General features: G+C 69.7%; 14 protein-coding genes. 8 read left to right on the top strand and 6 right to left on the bottom strand.

What is annotated here, in order from left to right; genetic code table 11:
• The first annotated feature begins 4 nt into the window (after window positions 1-4).
• Window positions 5-1009: an IS3 family transposase gene (locus tag AB0Q99_RS00695; RefSeq protein ID WP_363567017.1), complete on the top strand. Its 1005-nt coding sequence runs from the start codon at window positions 5-7 to the stop codon at window positions 1007-1009.
• A 50-nt stretch (window positions 1010-1059) separates the two neighbouring features.
• Here AB0Q99_RS00695 and AB0Q99_RS00690 read toward each other — a convergent pair whose 3' ends face one another.
• From AB0Q99_RS00690 to AB0Q99_RS00670, 5 genes are all read right to left on the bottom strand, one after another.
• Window positions 1060-2889, bottom strand: coding sequence for a TniQ family protein (locus AB0Q99_RS00690; protein WP_363567016.1), 1830 nt, complete (start codon window positions 2887-2889; stop codon window positions 1060-1062).
• A gap of 8 nt (window positions 2890-2897) precedes the next feature.
• Window positions 2898-4160 carry an AAA family ATPase gene (locus tag AB0Q99_RS00685; RefSeq protein ID WP_363567015.1) on the bottom strand — a complete coding sequence of 421 codons (1263 nt, stop codon included), beginning with the start codon at window positions 4158-4160 and terminating at the stop codon, window positions 2898-2900.
• Complete coding sequence (locus AB0Q99_RS00680) at window positions 4157-6397, bottom strand: transposase (protein WP_363567013.1); 2241 nt, start codon at window positions 6395-6397, stop codon at window positions 4157-4159. The genes AB0Q99_RS00685 and AB0Q99_RS00680 overlap by 4 nt, the downstream gene beginning before the upstream one ends.
• The gene (locus AB0Q99_RS00675) at window positions 6394-7251 is read right to left on the bottom strand and encodes a TnsA-like heteromeric transposase endonuclease subunit (RefSeq protein WP_363567011.1); all 858 of its coding nucleotides are present in this window, start codon (window positions 7249-7251) and stop codon (window positions 6394-6396) included. The genes AB0Q99_RS00680 and AB0Q99_RS00675 overlap by 4 nt, the downstream gene beginning before the upstream one ends.
• Window positions 7252-7524: 273 nt before the next feature.
• Window positions 7525-8277 (bottom strand): DUF3800 domain-containing protein, encoded by a 753-nt coding sequence (locus tag AB0Q99_RS00670; protein WP_363567010.1) that lies wholly within the window; start codon window positions 8275-8277, stop codon window positions 7525-7527.
• A gap of 534 nt (window positions 8278-8811) precedes the next feature.
• Here AB0Q99_RS00670 and AB0Q99_RS00665 point away from each other — a divergent pair.
• Window positions 8812-10176 carry an ATP-binding protein gene (locus tag AB0Q99_RS00665; RefSeq protein ID WP_363567008.1) on the top strand — a complete coding sequence of 455 codons (1365 nt, stop codon included), beginning with the start codon at window positions 8812-8814 and terminating at the stop codon, window positions 10174-10176.
• 8 nt (window positions 10177-10184) lie between these two features.
• Here the strand turns inward: AB0Q99_RS00665 and AB0Q99_RS00660 are convergent, their stop codons facing one another.
• Window positions 10185-13379, bottom strand: a complete 3195-nt coding sequence (locus tag AB0Q99_RS00660) for an N-6 DNA methylase (RefSeq protein WP_363567006.1) — start codon at window positions 13377-13379, stop codon at window positions 10185-10187.
• Between the two features lie 433 nt (window positions 13380-13812).
• On the opposite strand from AB0Q99_RS00660, the gene AB0Q99_RS00655 reads away from it, so the two are divergent.
• The 6 genes from AB0Q99_RS00655 to AB0Q99_RS00630 all read left to right on the top strand — a co-directional run bounded on the left by AB0Q99_RS00655 (window position 13813) and on the right by AB0Q99_RS00630 (window position 22028).
• Entirely contained in the window at window positions 13813-14646 is an 834-nt protein-coding gene (locus tag AB0Q99_RS00655; RefSeq protein ID WP_363567004.1) for an IS5 family transposase, read from the top strand.
• On the top strand, window positions 14643-15071 hold the full coding sequence (locus tag AB0Q99_RS00650) for a hypothetical protein (RefSeq protein ID WP_363567002.1): 429 nt from the start codon (window positions 14643-14645) through the stop codon (window positions 15069-15071). Before AB0Q99_RS00655 ends, AB0Q99_RS00650 begins: the two co-directional genes overlap by 4 nt.
• A 321-nt stretch (window positions 15072-15392) precedes the next feature.
• On the top strand, window positions 15393-17183 hold the full coding sequence (locus tag AB0Q99_RS00645) for an acyclic terpene utilization AtuA family protein (RefSeq protein WP_363567001.1): 1791 nt from the start codon (window positions 15393-15395) through the stop codon (window positions 17181-17183).
• On the top strand, window positions 17180-18778 hold the full coding sequence (locus tag AB0Q99_RS00640; protein ID WP_363566999.1) for a carboxyl transferase domain-containing protein: 1599 nt from the start codon (window positions 17180-17182) through the stop codon (window positions 18776-18778). The genes AB0Q99_RS00645 and AB0Q99_RS00640 overlap by 4 nt, the downstream gene beginning before the upstream one ends.
• Before the next feature lie 25 nt (window positions 18779-18803).
• The gene (locus AB0Q99_RS00635; protein ID WP_363566997.1) at window positions 18804-20840 is read left to right on the top strand and encodes a biotin carboxylase N-terminal domain-containing protein; all 2037 of its coding nucleotides are present in this window, start codon (window positions 18804-18806) and stop codon (window positions 20838-20840) included.
• Between the two features lie 15 nt (window positions 20841-20855).
• A complete protein-coding gene (locus tag AB0Q99_RS00630) occupies window positions 20856-22028 on the top strand; it encodes an acyl-CoA dehydrogenase (protein WP_363566995.1) in 1173 nt (390 codons plus the stop codon).
• Window positions 22029-22077: the final 49 nt, after the last annotated feature.

Raw genomic sequence — 22077 nt, 5'->3', positions numbered from 1 at the left:
GGTCGTGGCCGAGGCGTTCACCGCCGTCGAACATGAGCTGGGCACTACGGCCGCGTGCCGGCTGACCGGCCGCTCCCGGGCCACCCACTACCGCAGGCTGAAGCCGCCACCCGCACGTAAGCCCAGGTCGCCCCAGGTCCAGCCATCGGCCCTGACAGCCGAAGAGCGCGCTGCGGTAGTGGAGTTGATGAACAGCCCCGAGTACGCCGAACTGCCGCCCGCGCAGATCTGGGCCCGCGAGCTGGACACCGGGCGCTACCACTGCTCGGTCTCCACGATGTACCGGATCCTGCGCGAGCGGGGGCAGTCCGGTGAGCGCCGCCGCCAGGCCACCCACCCGGCCAAGACGGTGCCCGAACTGGTCGCCGACGGCCCCTCCCAGGTGTTCACCTGGGACAGCACCAAAGCGGCCGGCCCCAGCAAGGGCATCTGGTACCACGCCTACGTCGTCATCGACATCTTCAGCCGCTACATCGTCGGCCACACCGTCGAGCTGGCCGAATCCGCAGAGCGGGCAGAGGAGTTGATCCGCGAGACCATCGCGCGCAACGGCATCGTCCCCGAGACCGTTCACGCCGACCGGGGCACCTCGATGACCTCCAAGAAGGTCTCCCAGCTGCTGATCGACCTCGGCGTCACCAGGAGTCACTCGCGTCCGAAGGTCTCCAACGACAACCCCTACAGCGAGGCCCAGTTCAAGACCACCAAGTACATGGCCGACTATCCCGAGCGGTTCGACTCCCTGGCCCACGCCCGGGAATGGTTCGACGCCTTCATCTCGTACTACAACCACGAGCACAGGCACTCGGGCATCGGCTACCACACGCCCGCCAGCGTGCACTTCGGCACCGCCGACCAGGTCCGCGACCAGCGGGCCGCCACTCTCGCCGAGGCCTACGCTCGGCACCCCGAACGCTTCGGCCGCCGCCCCAGACCACCCGAGATCCCGAAGGCCGCGTGGATCAACGACCCCGCCAAGCGCAGGGAACCCGCACCACAAACCTCATAACGTCACGACCGTCTCACTGGACTTGAAATCTTCCGAGGTCGCCGACGGCGTCACTGCTGGTCTGGGAGCCTGAGCGCCAAACTATCCGCGTAGTCGTTCAAGGCGGCCTGAAGACCGCGGCTGCCGTTCCCTACCGGGTTGTGAACGGCGGAGAGGATCGTGTGCGCCTCGGAGCGCTCGTCGATCTGGAGATCGCGTGTGGTGAAGGGCGGCCGGAAGCAGGGAGCGAGTGACCAACTGCTTCCGGTGACTCGAGCCCAGACGTAGGCGGACGCGCACTCGCCGATCAGCTCGGTCGGAATGGACGGGAAGATCTCGTCCAGCGGCGGCAAGCCTTCGGTGATGGCCAGCCAGTCCCGCTGTGGAAGGGACCAGAAGGCAAGCCGCTGACGGCGTTTGTCGAAGTCGGCCGGATGGTCGAGGCCGGCGATGTGCTCGGCGAGGAGGTCGAGGGTGACAGCGAGCAGGACGTTGCCGATTGCGCTGGTGTTGTCTCTCAGGTCGAGGCGGGCAAACCGCGGTTTCAACCAGGTCACCGGGACACCGAGGAACCAGGCAGCTTCCCTGAACGGCATCCCCGTAACGCCCTGGACGAGGTGGATCGGAAGAGTGTGACGAGTCCAGAGCTCGGTTCTGAGAGTTGGGCTGTTGGCTGAGCGCAGTGCGCGTGCCCATGAGCCTGGCAGCCGCTGGGGGATGTGCTCGGGAAGGTAGCCGCGCCTGGCGGCGGCGGCTCCGGTGAAAATCGGGGCAGCAGCTGGCAGTGACCCATGGGCTGGGAAGCGCTGGACCAGGGCGTGCTGGAGGTCGTGCCGGACCAGAGGTGAGCAGTTCTCCTTGAGGACGAACGTGTTTCTGCTTCCCAGGCTGAAGTGCCGCCTGTCGACCGACTGGAGGATCTCCGCGAGGAGACGCCGGAAGACGGCACGGGGCTTGGCGAGCAGGGTGTCGGCGATGCCGAGGACGGTCGCGCTGACGGCGCTCGGGGGAGAGGCGGTGCCCACTATGCCGTAGCCACCCGACTTCGTGCTGGCGGCGACCGCAGCCTCGATGCCCGGTGGGAGCTCGAACTCAGCCAGCGCAGCTGCTGTCGGCCAGGTCGCGCAGATCATCCCCGCAGTGAGCTCAAGATCGCTGAGCGAGGCCGAGGCGTGGCGGGGGTCGGCTTCGGGTGACAGAAGACGGAGGATCCTGCGCTGGGTGACAGCGAGTTGCTCCGAGAGCGGGCGTGGGAGCCGATCGCCAGGCAGGTCCAGCCGTTGCCCGCAGACTTCGAACCTGCCGGTCCCGGAGTGAGACCGGCACTGAGCTGGGTGGAGACCGGCCAGGTGCTGCCGGGTAACGAGTGGCGCTGTGCGCTCTCCGTGGGCCGGTGCCAGGCAGGACGGGCAGGCATCTTCCAGTAGGGCGTTGTGGGTCAGGCAGGCGAAGACCATCCCGATGCGCCAATGAAGCTTCCAGGGGCCGCCGTGGCGATTCTGGATGTCGCTGCCATCGCCCGCCAGGCAGGCGGGACAGTAACGGCTGGAGTTCAGCAGCAGGCCGTTGGCGGCACTGCTGACCGGACGCAGTTCCCCGCCGGAGCGGGTCAAGGCTTTCGTGACGGGTGGCAACCGGCCGAAGAGAGGTCGGAATGTGAGGGCTGCGGCCTCGGCCTCGGTCAGTTTCGTGCAGCGGGCGAAAGGCTTCAGGACGGGGGTCTCCAGCATCAGCAGGCGCTGGGCGGTGGCGACGTGTTTCCGGGCCAGCCCGGTGTGGCGGATCAGGATGCCGGGCGCAAGGTCGAGGTGGTGGGAGAGCCGAAGGAGGAACCCGCTCAGGCTCTCCCCGGCCAGTGGGTCCAGGCTTCGAGGCAGGGGAGCGGGTGCGCGGACGTCCACGACCCCCGTCATCCCTGTGCGGCGGCGCGGGGGCCGTGGTCGTCGAACACCGTGTTGCGCCCGCGCGACCGTTTGCGGGCCGGGCTCTCCTTCGGTGCGTCGGAGGCGGGGACGGCGGGGATCTCCCCGGCGTCCGGATCACGCCCCAGCCCGCCGAGACTGATCGTGACCGTGTCGAGCAGAGCCTCGTCCAGGAGCTCCCGGCCGCTGCGGATCGCCTCGGCGGCTCCGTCCTCGATCAGCCGCGTGAGCAGACCGACGACGCCGTCCGTGCGGCGGAACAGGTACTCGGGCATGCTGCCGGCGGTGAGCATCCCTGGTCGGGCCTTGAACAGCCGCAGGCCGTCCTCCAACCCGGCCAGGTGGTCCTCGAAGGCCGCGATGCCCCTGTTGGTGGAGTAGGTGAACGGGCCGATCTCCACGAGGTCGAAGCGGCGCTCGGTCTGGGTCACCTCCAGGCCGTGAACGCGGTTGCTCTCAGAAGGTGGGAACACCCACTGCCGGTTCTTCGCATCCCAGTTCGCCTTCCGCAGCAGGCCAGAACGCGGGATGTCGACACCGACCAGGACTAGGGTGACGTTCATGCTCATGAACGCCCTCACCAGGTCCAGGGCATCCTGATCGTCCGCCCGGTGCATCCGCAGCCGGGTGATGTCGTCCAGGATCAGCACGCGGACGCCGTGCTCGTCCAGCGAACATGCAACCTGCCGCACGAGTTGGGGCAGGGTCAGGCCCTTCGTGGGGGCACCGAAGAAGTCCAGGATCGCCTCGCAGGTGCTCTTCGGCTTCGCCGTGACCGGGGTCTGGACGTAGGCGACCGGGGAGTGCAACGAGCGCAGACCCGCCCCCGCGCCGGGGATCAGGAAGCCAGCCGCCGCCAGGAAGCCGGTCTCGAACTCCGCCGCGGTGTCGCAGACAGTCTCGGTCTTGCCGAGGAATCCGAGGCCGGAGACCATCACCCCCGACCAGGTCGCGGCCGTGCGCCGCATCGCGTTGCCCTCGATCCGCCGGTGGAGCAACCGGGCAACTCGTGCCGACATCGGGGTCTCCAGCAGCGGCTGGTTGACGTGGGTCGCCGCACGGTGCCAGTTATGGAGGGCTTTGTCCCGGTCACTCATGGTCCGCCACTGACGCAGAGTCAGGCGGGGGGCCGGAGCAAAGGAGCGACGGTGAAGGCGGTAGTACTGCCAGCCCTCCCAGGTGTCCCGGCGGGGCGGCTTGACACCGAAGATCTCCGCGAGCGGGTGCGGCGGCACAGTGTCGTCGCTCATGCGTGGTCCTCAAGCGGTTGCGCGGAATCGTCGGTCTCGGATGGGAGGAGGAAGAGGCTGCGACGCCGCAGGCTGTCGCCCAGCCGCGGCGGCGGGACAGGACGCCGGACTGGCAAGGCCTCGCGCCGCCGTCGCCGTTCGGCGTCGACCGCCTGCGCGATGCCGGCCTCCTCAACGCGGAGGGCGACCACCCGGGGCAGTTCGCTGCTCTGAGCGGGCTGGGGCCGGTCGGCTGCGGCCTGCGCGGCCTGAGCGGCCCGGCGCGAGCGCGCCGTCTTCTCCCGCTTCTGCATCTTCGATGGCCACTGGGCGACGGGGATCACGGAACCGAGGATGTCCAGCAGCACCGGCAGCAGCTCGGCGTCCGAGCGCGGCTTCAACCCAGCCTGGCGGATCTGGTCGAGCAGAGCCTCCGCATTGAGGTCGGAGAACGCCGGGACCTCACCCTCGGGCGGCAGCCCCGTCCAACGCAGGGTGTGCCAGGACTCAGGGGCATCGGGGTCCTGGAAAAACACCTCACGCCGGTCTCTGCTGTCACTGCGGACCACCCACTTGCCCTTGTGCCGGCCACCCCGCGAGGACGGGCCGTGAAAGCGGTCCTCGTCCAGGACGTCTGCCCAGTAGTAGAGCCCGAGGATCTTCACTCCCCGGCCTCGGTGGATCTTCACGTGGTGGGACCGAAGGAGCTTGTAGTAGAGCTCCCTGCCCGGGATCTCCAGGTCGAGGCCGCCCTGGCGGGAGGCTGCAGCGAACAGCGAGTTCGGGCTGTGGGGCCCGTCCGGAGCCCAGACCGGCGCGTACTCGCCGAGCTGGCGCCGCTGCCAGACCTGGACGACCCAGGTCGCGATCACATGCTCCGCCTGGGTGATCGTCAGCACCGCCTCGCCCTCGGGGTCCGCGCCGCGGTCGGCGACGTCGGTGCCTGTGAAGCCGAGCAGGTGCTCCAGCAACAGGGTCTTGATCGAGGAGAAGACCCGCTCGACGGCGAACTTGTCGTGAGCCCGGAGCGTCCGGGCGGGCAGAATGCTGCATCCGATCGCCCGCTCTGCGGCGACGATCTGGTGGCTCTTGTAGGGGCCGCCGTGGTCGGTGGTGACCGTCTCCGGCGCGAAGAACGGCAGGGCCGCGACCTTGTGGCCGGCGAACTCCGCGACCAGCGTGGCCGGCGCCCCGGGGTAGGGCCACTCCATGTCCTCGCCCCAGCCCTCGCGCATCGGCAGCGGCATCATCACGTCCCGCAGCAGCATCGCGATATCCACCGATGTGTCCGACACCAGCGTGAGCCGGAACGCGACGATCGAGTGCGTGTAGAGATCCAGCGCCAGAGACAGCACCACAGACACCGGCTCCCCGAACACGTGCTCGCGGAGCTTGACCGGCAGCGGCGTCGAGTCCAGCGCGACGACCTGGCCCGGCCGGTGCACCACCACCCGCCGTCCTGCCTGCGCGATCTCGGCGGTGCGGACGTAGCGCTGCCTGGAACCGTCCGGCCCGAACCATTCCCTCCAGACCCGCCCCAGCGTCTTGCAGCTGGGCACCTCCTCGGCCGGGAAGTCCGGGAACACCTCCCGGACGTACTGGTGCAACAGAACGTGCCGGGCGGCCATGGTGATGCGCGACCTCTCCAAGCACTCCTGCCTGACGGCGAAGATCCCCTCCCGGATCTCCTTCGTGATGCTTGGCCGGCCACCGCCCGTCCGCAGCCACCGGCCGTCCGCGCAGGCCATGACCAAGTCCTCGCCCGTGTTGCGGCCCAGGCGTTCGAGCGAGCGCACGCTCATGAACCGCAGGCCCAGTGCCTTCGCCTCGATCTCCGGCAGTTCCCGCAGCTCGGCCGCCTTCGCGCGGCGGCGATCGCCGACCGTGGTCACCAACGGGTCGAAGCCGAGCCGGGGCTCCCCGGGCTGGGCTCGCTCCGGGTGCCCGGCCCTGAACCCGGTCTCAGCCTCCAGTACGTGCTCGGCGCGGATCCGGGCCTGCCGGACCTGTTCGGGCGTCAGATCCGAGAGCACCGCGCCTCGCCGGTCCCGCGCAGGCCGGACTGTCTCCCCTGGTGCCGGGATCGGCCTGATGTCCGGGTGGTTGGCCAGCCAGCGCAATGACCGTCGGCTGAGGCTGCCATCCGCATTTACCAGCACCACCCGGCCCAGGTGCGGCTCCAATTCCTTGACTGTGAAGCAGACCCCGCCAAGCTCCAGCCGCAGCCCTGGCGCGAGCACCATGACACTGCGGCTCATGAGCGCCGTCCTTGGCCCGGAAGCCGAAGGCCCGGGCGCCGACCGACGGCCCAGACCAGGGAACGGTCGCCAAGCGGGGCTCCCAGATCGACGCCGAGCCGACGATGCCAGAGCAGATGAACGGCCTCCGCCCGGGCCAGTTCCGGCCAGGCCGTCGCCTCCACCAGCTCCCCGAACAACAGCGGCCCGTCGGCTGCGGCAGCCAGGAGCTCACCCTGCAGGCCGAGCGGATCCTTACGCGGCCGCCGCCGGGCCGACAGCGCGTCCAGCACCCCAACCACGTGGGGGCGCCAGCCGGTGACCACGGTGTAGCGCCAGCCGGCCGCGGTCGCGACCTCCCAGGTGGCGGCGAACCTCACCGCATCGTCGTCCTTGACCAGGGTGGCCGGGCGGACGTCGAACAGCCAGTTGCCGTCCGGCATCAGCGCGAGGAAATCCGGAATGTGTGCGGAGCGTCCGCCCGTGTGCTCGAAGTCCAGACGGAACGGCTGCGGCAGCACTTCCCGAGCCCGCAGAAAGTCCAGTGCCCGTAGCAGATCCCGCTCCTCTAGCGACTCGAAGCCATGCAGCCGGCCGGTGGAGACCATGAACTCCAGGCCCGGCCGGTGCAGTTGCCTTGCTCGCCAGGTGAACCGGCGGACGGGCTGCGAGTCCAGCACCGGAACCGAGGCCAGGTCTCGGACCGGCCAGACGACCTGGCTGCTGTTCAGCTGCCAGGAAGCTGTCCACCGCCGTGTCCAGTTCTCGCCCAGTGCCAGCCGAGCGCGGTGAGCATCCACGCTGGCGAACGCGCTGGTCAGCGCGGTGAGATCGCACTCGTCGGAGCGGATGGTGGGGCCGGTCCGCGTACTCATATGAGAACGACAGCACCAATTGGGGCCCGCCGAAGGCAAGATCCCCGAAAGAGAAGCCCGCCCGGTAGAAGATCACCCGGTTGAGTGAACGCCCCCCGGATCTCAGTCGGATGTGCCACGAGTGGCTCACGATGGCGCGCTCGATGGCAACTGAAGCGATCCCACCTGGCTTGTGCGGCCTGGCCTGAGTGAGATGATGGGGAGGCAGTCTGAACCGTCCATCTGCGGACGGGTAGGTCTGCGCTCACCCCCGGTAATGGCTTACCGGGGGTTTTATGTTGGCCAGAGAACAATTCCGGGAACTCCTCCGGCCAGCTGATTCGCGGGTGCAAATCGCGCGAGCCCCAGTTCGTCCCACATTCCCCGAGGGCAGACCGTCGAGCGTTGTGGGGGAGGCGGATAATGTCTGCGATATGCTGCGTAGGCGCACAGGTCCGCGAGCTGGATGAAGTAGGACTGTCGAGAATCCCGTGGCACTGGGTCGTCGACAAGCCAACGTGCGGGGCGCCGAAGATAGCCTGTTCCAAACCGGCTTCCAGCGACATTCGCTCGCCGGGCTTTACGGGCGAGGGTGCGTATTAGTGCAGCCTCGCCCTCGTCGTGTACAAGCAAGATCGGGGAGCCGCTCTTGGTGGTCAGGCGCTCGATGCGTTGAAAGAGGTACTCCCAGGCGATGTCTCGTGGATCTCGCGACTGGTCTTGAATGAGTCCCTTTTGGATCACGATGGCGAAGGCGCTGAGCCCAATCTTTTCTAGCAGGCGAAGATGCTGGCGGTAGATATCGTGCCGAATCCCTTCGCCGAGACCCAGGCCAGAGAGTGTGCCGCTGCCTCGGATTAGGTAATTTGCTTTTACTTCATCCCTGACAGGAATACCGAAGGATCGCCGAAGAAATCTGCGAAATCCGATAACTCCATCGAAGGCTTCTGGCCAGCCTGCGGACGGAACGAGAACGCAGCCCAGAGAGAAGGTGGCCGACGCCTTGTATCCGCTGTTCCCAGACTCATCGACGTAAGCGATCCACACACATCCAGCGTCACCGGTTCGGGACCGATACGCCAGCTGGCGGCGGGGTGGCCGGACACGCAGATACCCACAGGCTCCTCGCCAGGGCGAATGACGACGTCAGCCAACCTGCGTGGCGCGGTTCCAGCCAACGTATCGGGTCAGCCACCGAGTCAGGGCAGGGCGGTGGGGACCAACAAGACCAGGCGGGCTGACGTTTTCCGGCCAGCGGGCTACGCTTGGTGGCGCTGAGTGATCACGTGTCTTGCGACCAGTCGTGAGATTTGTCTGTTCCGTCAGTTGCGCACAGCCACACCCGATGACGCTGGAGGTCGGCTTCGGTGACCTCCACCATAGTCAGCTCGCGTTCATCGAGGGTTGCGCATGGCACCCTACGGTCTCGCCGAGATGGTCGCTGAGCAGACGCTGGCATACGGCCATGCGCGCTCTGTTCTCCAGGGCACCTTTGGCGTCTGGGACGGACCAGGGCCCGTCGGCCAGCCTGTACGCCCAGATGACGTCCGGCGCAGCGAGAGATGAGCTAACTTCTGGTAGATGGACTTCCGCTCTCGACGCCTTGAGGCACTCTTCGGAGGCCGGCTCGACTACATCACCTACCAGGACATCGCCGATGTCGTGGACAATCCTGACGCGGCGGAGTACGAGGATCTCGACTACAAGCGGGAGCTGACGGCCAAGGACGAGGAGGGCAAGGAGGAATTTGCCAAGGATGTGGTCAGCTTTGCCAACCACCTCGGCGGACTCATCGTGGTCGGCCTGGCCGACGCAAAGGGCATCCCGTCGCAGGTCTTCGACTCGGATGTCTCCGACGCCCACCAGCGGCACCTGCGCCAAGTTGCCGCGAGACGCATCGCTCCAGCGGTCCGCCTCGAGATGCGCGCGGTGCACAATCCCGAGAAGCAGGGCCGCGGGTTCCTACTCATCGCGGTGCCTCGCAGTCCGCATACCCCGCACGCGATCCTCGGCGCACCGATCAAGGCTGCTGAGGAAGCCCTGCGCTTCCCTCGCCGCTCGGGCAGCAGGACCGAGTGGCTAACCGAGACCGCCATTGCCACGGCCTACTACCGTCGGATCGCCACAGCAGCCGAGCAGGAGCACCGTCTCGACGGCATCGAGCGTGAGGCTCTCGCAGCGCTCCCGCCGAGCAACCGCCCACACCTCCTGGTCGTCCTCGCCCCGGAGGGCGCCGGCGATATGCCTATCGACCAAGCCTCGTTCGAGCGCTACCGCACAGAACTGAAGACCTGGCCCACCCTTATCACGATGCCGGGAAGCACGTTCGCTGACGTGCGGATCGGAGCGCGCCGCATCACCGCGGAAGGTGGCTACCCCACTGGGAGCGTGCGGTGCGAACTGCACAAGGATGGCTCAGGTGCCTTCCTGGTTCGGCTGCGAGAGGACCCCGACATCGAAAACGGCGAGCAGTACCACGGCGTCGACCCGAGTGACCTGGTGCTGTCGCTCCTCTCCGCCCTGCACCTGATAGGCGCCCATGCCCGCGACCGGACCGCCGCTCTCGACACGGCGATCATCAGGGCCGCGCTCATCGAGGCACCGCACACCCACCCGCGCGGGCCGAAGCAGCCGCCGATGACGCCGTTTCCCTCGATTCAGATCGAGCGGACCGACATGACGGGATTCCGGCGGCGGCTGAGTTCACAGGCCTGCGCCTATGCTCACGCGGAAGCGGCCGGGTTCCTCAACGACCTCGCGGACGGAGGCCAAGGCCTCGTGCAGACCGCTTCGCTGCTTGCCGACGAGCTCGTGCAGGCCTTCGGCCTGGCAGAAGCACCACCCCTCACCCGGCAGGGCGAGATCCGGGAGGCGGGGTGGTCCCGCCAGCACCGCGCCGACATCGTCGCCTGGGCGCAGCAGCACGACGTGCCGGTGCTCCAGTAGGACAACCTTCAGGCGTCGTCCCGGGGGAACTTGTGGTCCCTGCCGCAGCGCAGTGTGATGTCCCCGCTCGACTTGTCGAACTTGTGGAACAGGAACAGCTCCCGCGCATCGCAGTCCTCGCAAACCTCGACCCGAGCGACGGGCCACAAGGGCAACGGCATCGGGGACGAGGGGACTTCCACGTAGATGCGGTCCGGGTCAAGTGTGGAGGGGAACGACCGCTCGAAGGGTTCCCAGTCAGGATGGCTTCCCTGGAGACGCCGTCCGATCAGGGTGAACCCACCGTTGCCGGTGTACGCACAAGTGTCGACCAGCTCCCAACGCAGCGCGGACAGCCAACCCACCGATTCCAGGGCCGCCACGACCAGTGGCTGCAGAGCTTCGACGTCCCGCTCCAGCTTGTGCTCCGGCTGCACTCTGCTCGCGTGACTTGAGTCGTTCCTCATTCCGCGGAGTTCACGCAGCGTGCCGAGCACACCGCCGGGATCCAGAGCCCCTTCCAGTTCCGGAAGTTCGGGGATGGGGCCGGCCTTGACCAATGTTTCGATCTGTTTCTCCCACGTTCCGAAGGTGGCACCACCCAGCGAGAGAGACTTGTTCTTGCGGAGGGTGTCGATGAAGCCTTGATCCCGGTGGATCTGGACTGCGACGGCAAGCACCCCGACACAGCGAGCCACGCCCTCCGCGAGTTTCAGGAGAGCGTCCTTGCGATGGGCCATCGTCGTGGCGACACGGTACTGCCGGGCCAGTGCAGCCACGTGGTACGGATACGTCCACTCGGCCCGTCGGACCGGGTCTCCGAGCGGCTGGACGAGTTCCTCGATGATGCGCGCCTCGTACGCGGACGCCTTGGCCGCTCGGCGCATCTCGTCGAGGCCAGCCTGCAGGCCATGGAACACGTTCGGCAGGATCCTAGAGGTTGTACTGGCTAGGGCTGCCTTGCCATGGTCGAGATCATCTAGATGTGCGTTGAACTCAGGGTCCTTGATCAGCTCGACGGGCACTGGCGAGTCCATGGCCACTCGCGGGTAGGGGCCGTCCTCTTCGCTGGCCCGGGTCCGCATCCACTCGCACAGAGCACGCCCTCCGTCGCCGATCGGGCGTAGCACGGTCAGAGCGGTCACGGCGTCGCCGAACTCCGGAGGCAGTAGGCGCCAGTTCCCCGCGAGGCCGACCACGTCACCGCCCGTGCAGGCGGCCACGGCCTGCCCCGGCCGGGGAGTCTCCGTTAGATCCGACGCCGTAATGATCGTCTGGAGTTCTCTGCCGCTCAGCAGGGGCAAGCCTTCAATGTTCCTTCTGCCGGGTGAAGCATTCGCTATGCGTCGTGCCACCGTGGAAAGTGGTCCGAAGCCCGTACCAGGTCCGCCCGCCCGGAACGGTGCCTGGGGTAGGGCGTAGCCGACCTCGATGGCGACCTGGTCACGCAACACGTTCGGGTACTCGGGCGCTATCTCCCGCTCGATGAACTCGCTTACGTCCTGGCCCAGGGGCACTCGCACCTTGTGACGCAGTTCGGGATCCGGCAGCGGGCGCCCCCGCGCATCCTTCTGAAGCTCCCCGTCCGGAGCTGATTTGGCCACGGCGAGACGTACTCGGCGCCTCAACGAAGGCGGAAGTTCGGTCCGCAGACCGGCATGCTTGAGCGCCTTTGAGAACGCACCCTCGAAGGCAGCCCATGTGGTCGAAGTCTTACCGCTCAACGCGCCCAGAGCATCCACCACGGCGTCCATCCCGGCGAATTGCGGCGGCGTCTTCCAAGTCTCGGCATCGGTGACCGTGGCGGGGTGCACGGTGAAGTGCTGTCGCAGGGGCTGGTCGACCGTGACCTCCTGGAAACCGAAGGAGTCGACATCGAGCAGCAATGCCCTGTCCTCGCCGTCGGGTTCTAGGCTCTCGTGCGCGATGCCGTATGCGGCTTCGTATCGCTCTGCGAGGCGAGCGATGTGCTGGTCGGTCAGATAGTGCCGCTTGCGCCCCAGGGGCCCGCGCAGCGTCGCGAAGTCCCCCCGCCCGTCCAACGCGATGACCTTGCCTCGCAGTAGGGGTGGCTTGCGGTTGGAGAGCAGCCAGAGACTCGCGGGGAGACTGGTGTTGGCGAACATATGCGTGGGCAGAGCAACCACGCCCTCAAGTAGATCGTTCTTCAACAGCCACTGCCGGAGCTTCGACTCATCCGATCCGACACCACCCCGGTTCAGCGACAGGGCGGGAAACAGAAGAGCCACCCGCGCACCGCCCTCGGCCGGCGGCCGCATGTGGGCGACCATGTGCTGCACAAACAGCCAGGAACCATCAGCAACACGAGGCAGCCCGGCGCCGAAGCGCCCATCGGCATCCCGCTCCTCCGCCTCGCGCCTCACCGCGTCCTGTGCCCGCCGCCATTCGACGCCCCACGGCGGGTTCGACAGCAAGTAGTCGAACTTCTGGCCTCGGTACCGGTCGTCCGTGAGAACGTCGCCGGACAGGATGCCTGACGGATCCGCACCTCTCATCATGCGTGCGGAGCAAGCCATTGCACGACTCTCCGGGTTGATCTCCTGGCCGAAGACCGCCATTCCTATGGGACTTCCTATACCGCGCAAAGAGTCCTCGACGGCGGTGAGCATGCCTCCAGTGCCGCAGCACGGGTCGTGGACGGCGATCGCCGGACCCTGCTGGTCGAGCCTCGCCGCATCCGGCCCCACCAGCAGTCTGGCGACCAGCGCGGTCACGTCCTGAGGGCTCGAGTGCTCACCAAATAGCTCCGGCTCCGCGACGACAAGACGCTGGACCAGTTCCTCGTACTCCCGCCCCATCTCCTGGTCGGATACGACATCAGGCCTCAGATCGAGCTCGACGAACCGGGACACCACCTGACGCAGCACACCCTCGCTAGCCAACCGCCGCACCGTGGGCGCGAACTCGAACGAGCGCAGCACATCTACAACCTCAGCAGAGAAGCCCTGTACAAAGCGCTCTAGCGCTTCTGCGAGGAGGAGCTCGGCATCTGATGCTGTCTCGTTAACCGTCTCAAGCAGTCCGCCGAGGCTGCCCGAGGTGGCCGGTGCACTGCCGGTCCCGTCCACATCTGCCGTCGCTGTGTCTGAGGCGTCGGCCGCAGGGCCGGTATCCCCCTCTGAGGCCGTCGCTTTCAGAGGCAAGGCGGCCTTATGCCGCCGCAGGCAGTCCATCCGGTGCAGCAGGGCGAACGGGAGGATCACCTTGCGGTGATAATGGGGTGGCATGCTGCGGCGCAGCAGATCAGCCACAGCCAGGCCGACGTCTACTAGCGCGCGGGTTCCATCTTCAGCCACTTGCCCTCCTTGGCCCGGCGGTCACCCGCCAGCCGGACATCGATCATCATCTCACTCGGTCAACGGACGTGATGATGATGGGTGCATCCGGGCCACAGGTCGCGGTGGCGCGCGCCAAGAGATCCCTCCAGCGGGGGACTACCCCGGCGTGCGTAGCGGGGTGGTCACGTCGTAGACCGAGAAGGCGCCTCGACGACTTGCAGGTAGCGATCGAAGATGACCGCCGAGGTGCTCTGTGAGAGGGCGGAATGAGAGGTGATGTCCGTTCTGTCGTCGCCTGAACGTGTGGCCTTGCCGTCTACGGCAGGTCGCCAGGGCGGTGCCGTGCTGAGGTGGCTGCGTGAGTGACCGCAAGCCCTACAAGAGCGACTTGTCCGACGAACGCTGGGCGCTGGTCGAGCCGGTGATCACCGCGTGGAAAGCCCAGCATCCCTCCGTCAGCGGACATGAGGGCCGCTACGAGACGCGGGAGATCGTCAACGCGCTGCTCTACCGGTCCCGGACCGGCTGCCAGTGGGAATACCTTCCGCACGACCTGCCGCCTGCGGGGGCGGTGAAGTACTACTTCTACACCTGGCGCGACGACGGCACTGACCAGGTCATTCACGATCTACTGCGCTGGCAGGTCCGCGAGGGGAGGGGCCGATTAGCCGACCCCGGCCTGGTGGTGCTCGACACCCAGAGCCTGCACGCCGCGGCCGGGGTGCCGGCCGAGACGACGGGACGGGACGCGGCGAAGAAGGTGCCGGGCCGCAAGCGGGGACTTGCCGTGGATGTGCTGGGCTTGGTGATCGCCGTTGTCGTACTGGCGGCATCGGTCCACGACAACGCCTTCGGCATAGCTCTGCTCGACAAGGTCGCCGTCGGCACTGCCGGCACCGTGACGAAGGCCCTGGTGGACCAGGGGTTCAAGAAGGCCGTCGTGGACCACGGCAGGCAGGTGGGCATCGAGGTCGAGATCGTCGAGCGCAACCCGGCCGAGGCCGGGTTCGTCCCGCAGCCGATCCGGTGGCGGGTGGAGCAGACGAACGGGATCTTGATGCTGCACCGGCGACTGGTACGCGACTACGAGCACCGCCCCGCCTCGGCGGAGTCCCGGGTGTACTGGGCGATAAGCGACGTGATGACCCGTCGGCTGACGGGCAGCGCAACCCCTTCCTGGCGTGGCGCATGACCGGCGGGGAACTGACCCTGGGCGCGGTGCTGGTACGACTGGATGAGCGGGAACGGGAGATCGCCGCGCAGGCCGAGCAGACCCGCGAGCAGATCACGCGGCTCACCGCGATGCTGGACGAGCTCGGCCAGGCCGCCGAGGAGGTACGGATCACCCGCAAGACTCTGCTGGAGCTGCCCGATCCGGCCCCACCCACCCCACCGGCGACCGCCCCGGGGTTTCCGGGCGGGGCGGCCTACCAGGAGATCATGGCGGTGTTCGCAGAGACAGACGGTCCGCTACGCGCGCGGGGAGTGTGCGAGGCGATGGACCTGGAACTGGCCCCGACCAACATCAACAACGTCCGGCTGAAGCTCAAGCGCCTGACCGGCCGCGGCATCCTGACCGAGCCCGAGCCGGGGCTGTTCACCCTGCCACGACCATAGCTACCCGCCGCAACCGGTCCCTCCGCAACGACCAAACGGACGTCAGCTCACATTCCGCCCTCTGACAACAAGCCTGCCTTCGTGACACCTATCGCGCTGCGGCCCAATCACTCCGTGTAGTCGGCGCAGAGGCGTCGCCAGCTACCGTGTCCCATCGTCAACTAGCGGGTCCGGTCACAACAGCCGGGGGCTCTGCTCGGGGCTCCGACTGGGAGAAAAACAAGCAGGCATGATTGCTTTTTTCTGCGGGCGGTGCCACGCTGCTGCCCGACGGCGCTCGTGTGGGGGCGCCGTCAACTCACCGTCAGGGGAGGCGCATTGGTGCGCGAGCGTGCGGTACTGCGGATCGGCAATGCCTCGGGGTTCTACGGGGACCGGTTCGCCGCGGTGCGGGAGATGCTGACCGGGGGGCCGCTGGACGTGCTCACCGGGGACTACCTGGCCGAGCTGACCATGCTCATCCTGGCGCGGGACCGGATCAAGGACCCGTCGCGCGGGTACGCCCGGACCTTCCTGGGGCAGATGGAGGAGTGTCTCGGGCTGGCCCGCGAGCGCGGGGTCAAGATCGTGGTGAACGCGGGTGGCCTCAACCCGGCGCGGTTGGCCGAGGAACTGCGCGGGCTGGCGCGGAGGGTGGGTGTCGAGGCGGCGGTGGCGCACGTCGAGGGGGACGACCTGCTGCCGCGGCGGGCCGAACTCGGCCTACCGGACGGGCTGTTGGCGGCCAACGCGTATCTCGGCGGGTTCGGCATCGCGGCCTGTCTGCGGGAGGGTGCCGAGGTGGTGGTCACCGGGCGGGTGACGGACGCGGCGCTGGTCGTCGGGCCGGGGATCGCGCACTTCGGGTGGGCGCCGACGGAGCTGGACGCGCTGGCCGGGGCGGTGGTCGCCGGGCACGTGCTGGAGTGCGGCGCCCAGGCGACCGGCGGCAACTACGCGTTCTTCCGCGAGCACGACGTGACCCGCCCCGGCTTCCCGATCGCCGAACTGCACGCCGACGGCTCCAGCGTGGTCACCAAGCACCCGGGTACCGGCGGTGCCGTCACCGTCGGTACCGTCACCGCCCAACTCCTGTACGAGACCGGCGGATCGCACTACCTCGGCCCGGACGTGACCGCCCGGCTGGACACCGTCCGGCTCCGGGAGGAGGGCCCGGACCGGGTCCGGATCGACGGGGTCCGGGGCGAGGCCCCGCCGGCCACGCTGAAGGTGGGCCTCAACGCGCTCGGCGGCCACCACAACGAGGTGGTGTTCGTCCTCACCGGCCTGGACATCGAGGCCAAGGCCGAGCTGGTGCGCAGGCAGTTCGCCGAGGCGCTGCCGCCCGCGGCCCGCCCCGCCGAGCTGCGCTGGACGCTCGCCCGGACCGACCACCCGGACGCCCCGACCGAGGAGGCCGCCTCCGCGCTGCTGCGGCTGACCGCCCGCGACCCGGACCCGGCCAAGGTCGGGCGTGAACTCGGCAAGGCCGCGGTCGAGTCGGGTTTGGCCGGCTATCCCGGTTTCCACCTCACCGCCCCACCCGGGCCGGGTGCGCCGTACGGGGTGTTCACCGCCGCGTACGTCGACGCCAAGGTGGTCGAGCACACCGCCGTGCTGGCGGACGGTCGTCGGATCGCCGTCCCGCCCGCGCCGCTCACCGGCGGGGTCGGTGACGTCGAGCAGCGGTTGCCGGCGCCGCTGCCGCCCGGGCCGACCCGCCGGGCTCCGCTCGGGCTGGTGGCCGGTGCCCGCAGCGGCGACAAGGGCGGCGACGCCAACCTCGGCGTCTGGGCCCGCACCGAGGACGGCTGGCGCTGGCTCGCGCACACCCTCACGGTCGAGCGGCTGCGCGAACTCCTGCCGGAAACTGCGGAGTTGACCGTCACCCGGCACCTCCTGCCGAACCTGCGCGCGGTCAACTTCGTCCTCACCGGCCTGCTCGGCGAGGGTGTCGCCGCCCGGCACCGCTTCGACCCGCAGGCCAAGGCCCTCGGCGAGTGGCTGCGCTCCCGCCGGCTCGACGTGCCGATCGCGCTCCTGACCACACCCCTGACCACACCCCTGACCGTGCCCCCGACCGTGCCCCCGACCCCGGATCCGCTCCCCGACAGCCCGGAGACGCCGCTGTGACCGTCCTGCCCACCCGCGTCGACCCGGCCGGGCCCGAGTACGCCGAGCACCGCGCGGCGATGCTGGCCAAGCTCGCCGACCTGGACGCCGAGCACGCCAAGGCACTGGCCGGCGGCGGCCCCCGGTACCTGGAGCGCCACCGCGAGCGCGGCAAGCTGCCGGCCCGCGAGCGGATCGAGCTGCTGATCGACCCGGACTCGCCGTTCCTGGAGCTGTCCCCGCTGGCCGCCTGGGGCAGCGACTACCCGGTCGGTGCCGCGCTGGTCACCGGCATCGGCGTGATCGAGGGCGTCGAGTGCGTGATCACCGCCAACGACCCCACCGTGCGCGGCGGCGCCAGCAACCCCTGGACGCTGCGCAAGGCCCTGCGCGCCAACGAGATCGCGCTGCACAACCGCCTCCCGCTGGTGAACCTGGTCGAGTCCGGCGGCGCGGACCTGCCCAGCCAGAAGGAGATCTTCATCCCCGGCGGCGCCCTGTTCCGCGACCTCACCCGGCTGTCCGCCGCCGGGATCCCCACCGTGGCCGTGGTGTTCGGCAACTCCACGGCCGGCGGCGCCTACGTCCCCGGCATGTCCGACCACACCGTGCTGGTCAAGGAGCGGGCCAAGGTGTTCCTCGGCGGCCCGCCGCTGGTCAGGATGGCCACCGGTGAGGAGGCCGACGACGAGTCGCTGGGCGGCGCCGAGATGCACGCCCGCACCTCCGGCCTGGCCGACCACGTCGCCGCCGACGAGGCGGACGCGCTGCGGCTGGCCCGCCGGATCGTCGCCCGGCTCGACCACCGCAAGCCCGGCCCGGACCCCGACCCGCGCGCCGAGCCGCCGAGGTTCGACGAGGAGGAACTGCTGGGCATCGTCCCCGGCGACCTCAAGGTGCCCTTCGACCCGCGCGAGGTGATCGCCCGGCTGGTCGACGGCTCCGACTTCGACGAGTTCAAACCGCTCTACGGCACCAGCCTGGCCACCGGCTGGGCCCGGCTGCACGGCTACCCGGTCGGCATCCTGGCCAACACCCAGGGCGTGCTGTTCAGCGCCGAGTCCCAGAAGGCCGCCCAGTTCATCCAGTTGGCGAACCAGCGGAACACCCCGTTGCTGTTCCTGCACAACACCACCGGCTACATGGTCGGCAAGGACTACGAGCAGGGCGGCATCATCAAGCACGGCGCGATGATGATCAACGCCGTCGCCAACTCCACCGTCCCGCACCTGTCCGTCCTGCTGGGCGCCTCCTACGGCGCCGGCCACTACGGCATGTGCGGCCGGGCGTACGAGCCGCGCTTCCTGTTCTCCTGGCCGAGCGCCAAGTCCGCGGTGATGGGCCCGCAACAGCTCGCCGGGGTGCTCTCGATCGTCGCCCGGCAGTCGGCGGCGGCGAAGGGCCGACCGTACGACGAGGACGCGGACGCGGCGATCCGGGCGATGGTCGAGCAGCAGATCGAGGCCGAGTCGCTGCCGGTGTTCCTGTCCGGCCGCCTCTACGACGACGGCGTGATCGACCCGCGCGACACCCGGACGGTGCTCGGCCTGTGCCTGTCCGCGATCCACAACGCGCCGGTCGAGGGCGCGCGCGGCTACGGCGTCTTCCGAATGTGAGCCAGCCCCTGTGACGGAGCCACGAATGACTTCCAGGACATCGATCGGCAACCTGCTGGTCGCCAACCGGGGCGAGATCGCCCGCCGGGTCTTCCGCACCTGCCGGGAGCTCGGCATCGCGACCATCGCCGTCCACTCCGACCCGGACGCCGACGCCCCGCACGTGCGCGAGGCCGACACGGCCGTCCGGCTGCCCGGCGCCGCGCCCGCCGACACCTACCTGCGGGCCGACCTGATCGTCCGCGCGGCGCTCGCGGCCGGGGCCGACGCCGTCCACCCCGGCTACGGATTCCTGTCCGAGAACGCCGGGTTCGCCCGAGCCGTGCTGGACGCGGGCCTGGTCTGGGTCGGCCCGCCGCCGGCCGCGATCGCCGCGATGGGCTCCAAGACGGCCGCCAAACGGCTGATGGCCGAGGCCGGGGTGCCCGTCCTGGGCGCGCTCGCCGAACCGACCGAGGCCGATCTGCCGGTCCTGGTCAAGGCCGCGGCCGGCGGTGGCGGCCGGGGCATGCGGGTGGTGCGCAGCCTCGCGGACCTGCCCGGCGAGCTGGCGGCCGCCCGGGCGGAGGCGGCCAAGGCCTTCGGCTCGGACGAGGTGTTCTGCGAGCGCTACCTGCCCGCCGGGCGGCACGTCGAGGTCCAGCTGCTGGCCGACGCGCACGGCACGGTCCGGGCGGTCGGCGACCGCGACTGCTCGTTGCAGCGGCGGCACCAGAAGGTGATCGAGGAGGCCCCCGCCCCCGGCCTGCCGGCGGACGTCCGGGCCGACCTGCACGCGGCCGCGGTGGACGCCGCCCGGGCGATCGGCTACGTCGGCGCCGGGACCGCCGAGTTCCTGCTCGCCGAGGACGGCCGGTTCTGGTTCCTGGAGATGAACACTCGGCTGCAGGTCGAGCACCCGGTCACCGAGGCGGTCACCGGGCTGGACCTGGTGGCCCTCCAGCTCGCCGTCGCCGAAGGGGCGGAGCTGCCGCCGGAGCCCCCCGTCACCCGCGGCCACGCGATCGAGGCCCGGCTGTACGCGGAGGACCCGGCCGAGGACTGGCGGCCCGCCACCGGCACCCTGCACCGGCTCGAACTCACCGTGCCGCACCAGGAGTTCACCGGCCAGGGGCCGCGGCCGGGCTCCGCCGCGCACCCGGACTCCGGCGTACGACTGGACTCCGGCGTCGAGTCCGGCAGCGAGGTCACCCCGCACTACGACGCGATGCTCGCCAAGGTGATCGCCTGGGCGCCGACCCGCGCGGCCGCCGCCCGCCGGCTGGCCGACGCGCTGGCCCGGGCCCGGATCCACGGGCCCGCCACCAACCGGGAGTCGCTGGTCCGTGCGCTGCGCCACCCGGCGTTCCTGGCCGGGCGCCTGCACACCGGATTCCTGGCCGAGCACGGCGCCGAGCTGACCGCCCCGGACACCGAGGGCGCCGAGCGCGCCGCCCTGGCCGCCGCCCTCGCCGACGCCGCCGCCCGGCGCACCGCGCTCCCCTCCGGCTGGCGCAACCTGCCCTCCCAGCCGCAGCTCAAGCGCTACCGGGCCGAGGACGGCGCCGAGTTCGAGGTCCGCTACCGCCTCACCCGGGCCGGCCTGCGGGCCGAGGGCCACCCGGACGTCGAGCTGGTCGAGGCCACCGCCGAGCGGGTCGTGCTGCGCGAGGGAGAGCTGCGGCGCAGCTACCTGGTCGCCCGCCACGGCGACCGGGTGTACGTCGACACCCCCGCCGGCGGCACCGCGCTCACCGCCCTCCCGCGCTTCCCCGACCCCACCGTCCGCACCGACCCCGGCGCCCTGCTCGCCCCGATGCCCGGCACCGTGGTGCGCACCACCGCCGCCGTCGGGGACACCGTCACGGCCGGGCAGCCGCTGCTCGTGCTGGAGGCGATGAAGATGGAGCACCGCGTCACCGCCCCCGCCGACGGTGTCCTGGTCGAACTGTGCGCCACCCCGGGCCGGCAGGTCGAACTCGGCACCCTGCTGGCCGTCGTCAAGGCCGCCGTCACGGCCCCTGTCCAGGCCGCCGTCACGGCCGCCGTCACGGCCCCCGTCACGTCCCCCCAAGAGGCCTGAGGAAGGACCCACCGCATGTCCGCCATCGGCAGTCAACTCCTGGAAACCCCCGAACGCCGGGCCCTGCGCCAGGCCGTCGGCGACCTCGGCCGCCGCTACGGCTCCGCCTACTACCTCGCCAAGGCCCGGGCCGGCGAACCCGCCGACGAACTGTGGGCGGAGGCCGGCAAAGCCGGCTACCTCGGTGTCAACCTGCCCGCCGAGCACGGCGGCGGAGGCGGCGGCATCACCGACCTCGCCATCGTCCTGGAGGAACTCGGCACCGCCGGCTGCCCGTTGCTGCTGCTCATCGTCTCCCCGGCGATCTGCGGCACGGTGATAGCCCGCTTCGGCACCGAGGAGCAGAAGCGGCACTGGCTGCCGGGCCTGGCCGACGGCAGCCGCCGGATGGCCTTCGGCATCACCGAGCCGGACGCCGGCTCCAACTCGCACCGGATCTCCACCGTCGCCCGCCGCGACGGCGCGGACTGGCTGCTCACCGGCCGCAAGGTGTTCGTCTCCGGCATCGACCACTGCGACGCCGTGCTGTTCGTGGCCCGCACCGAGGACGCGCGCACCGGCACGCTCAAGCCCTGCCTGTTCGTCGTCCCGCGCGAGACCCCCGGCTTCGAGTACCGGGCGATCCCGATGGAACTCGTCGCCCCCGAGAAGCAGTTCCAGGTCTTCCTGGACGACGTCCGGCTGCCCGCCGACGCCCTGGTCGGCGACGAGAACGCGGGCCTGCTCCAACTGTTCGCCGGGCTCAACCCCGAGCGGATCCTGACCGCCGCGTTCTCGCTCGGCCTGGCCCGCCAGGCCCTCGGCAAGGCGGTCGAGTACGCGAAGACCCGCACCGTCTGGTCCACCCCGATCGGCGCCCACCAGGGCCTGGCCCACCCGCTGGCCCAGTGCGCGGTGGAGATCGAGCTGGCCCGGCTGATGACCCAGAAGGCCGGGCTGCTCTACGACGCGGGCGAGGACCTCGCCGCAGGGGAGGCCGCCAACATGGCCAAGTACGCCGCCGGGGAGGCGGCCGCCCGGACCGTCGACCAGGCGGTGCAGACCCTCGGCGGCAACGGCCTGACCCAGGAGTACGGGCTGGGCGCGCTGCTGGCGGCCACCCGGGTCGGCCGGGTCGCGCCGGTCAGCCGCGAGATGGTGCTCAACTACGTCGCCCAGCACACCCTCGGCCTGCCGAAGTCGTACTGAGCCACCGCGCCGGGGGCGGCCGGCCGGTTGGGGCAGCCGGCCGCCCCCC

Source organism: Kitasatospora sp. NPDC086791, from assembly GCF_040685975.1.
Lineage (GTDB): Bacteria > Actinomycetota > Actinomycetes > Streptomycetales > Streptomycetaceae > Kitasatospora.
The sequence above is the reverse complement of the archived record's forward strand: the minus strand, read 5'-3'. Positions and strand labels throughout refer to the sequence as shown.

Excerpts from the sequence above, each read along its gene's own strand:
- AB0Q99_RS00685 (WP_363567015.1), bottom strand. The coding sequence starts at position 4,160 with ATGAGCGACGACACTGTGCCGCCGCACCCGCTCGCGGAGATCTTCGGT.
- AB0Q99_RS00650 (WP_363567002.1), top strand. The coding sequence starts at position 14,643 with ATGACCGGCGGGGAACTGACCCTGGGCGCGGTGCTGGTACGACTGGAT.
- AB0Q99_RS00635 (WP_363566997.1), top strand. The coding sequence starts at position 18,804 with ATGACTTCCAGGACATCGATCGGCAACCTGCTGGTCGCCAACCGGGGC.
- AB0Q99_RS00665 (WP_363567008.1), top strand. The coding sequence starts at position 8,812 with ATGGACTTCCGCTCTCGACGCCTTGAGGCACTCTTCGGAGGCCGGCTC.
- AB0Q99_RS00675 (WP_363567011.1), bottom strand. The coding sequence starts at position 7,251 with ATGAGTACGCGGACCGGCCCCACCATCCGCTCCGACGAGTGCGATCTC.
- AB0Q99_RS00630 (WP_363566995.1), top strand. The coding sequence starts at position 20,856 with ATGTCCGCCATCGGCAGTCAACTCCTGGAAACCCCCGAACGCCGGGCC.
- AB0Q99_RS00680 (WP_363567013.1), bottom strand. The coding sequence starts at position 6,397 with ATGAGCCGCAGTGTCATGGTGCTCGCGCCAGGGCTGCGGCTGGAGCTT.